The sequence below is a fragment of the Massilia genomosp. 1 genome (genome assembly GCF_011682185.1).
GTDB lineage: Bacteria > Pseudomonadota > Gammaproteobacteria > Burkholderiales > Burkholderiaceae_D > Telluria_A > Telluria_A rubra.
The window spans coordinates 1-202 of the sequence record NZ_WHJF01000724.1 but is presented as its reverse complement, the minus strand read 5'-3'; the positions used below and the strand labels follow the sequence as shown (position 1 = coordinate 202).

General features: G+C 56.4%; 1 pseudogene. It reads right to left on the bottom strand.

Annotated features, from left to right (window positions below):
- Positions 1-152: pseudogene (locus tag F1735_RS35435) on the bottom strand (ISL3 family transposase); the annotation flags it as partial.
- Positions 153-202: the final 50 nt, after the last annotated feature.

The following is a 202-nucleotide window of genomic DNA, read 5'->3' as shown; positions in this document are numbered from 1 at the left end:
ACGCCGCAGGCAGGGCAAGGCAACTGTTTCGCGTTGCAGGCGACCTCGAAATCGATCCTCCGCTTGGCAGTGTCAAGCTCGACCTTGACCACTTCCCACGGAAACTTCAGTCCCAGCGCGGACGTAAACAGGGCTTCGACACCAATACTCATTGCGGCTTCCTTAGATTAAACAGTGCTCGTTGCTGTGGATGGGCGCATCA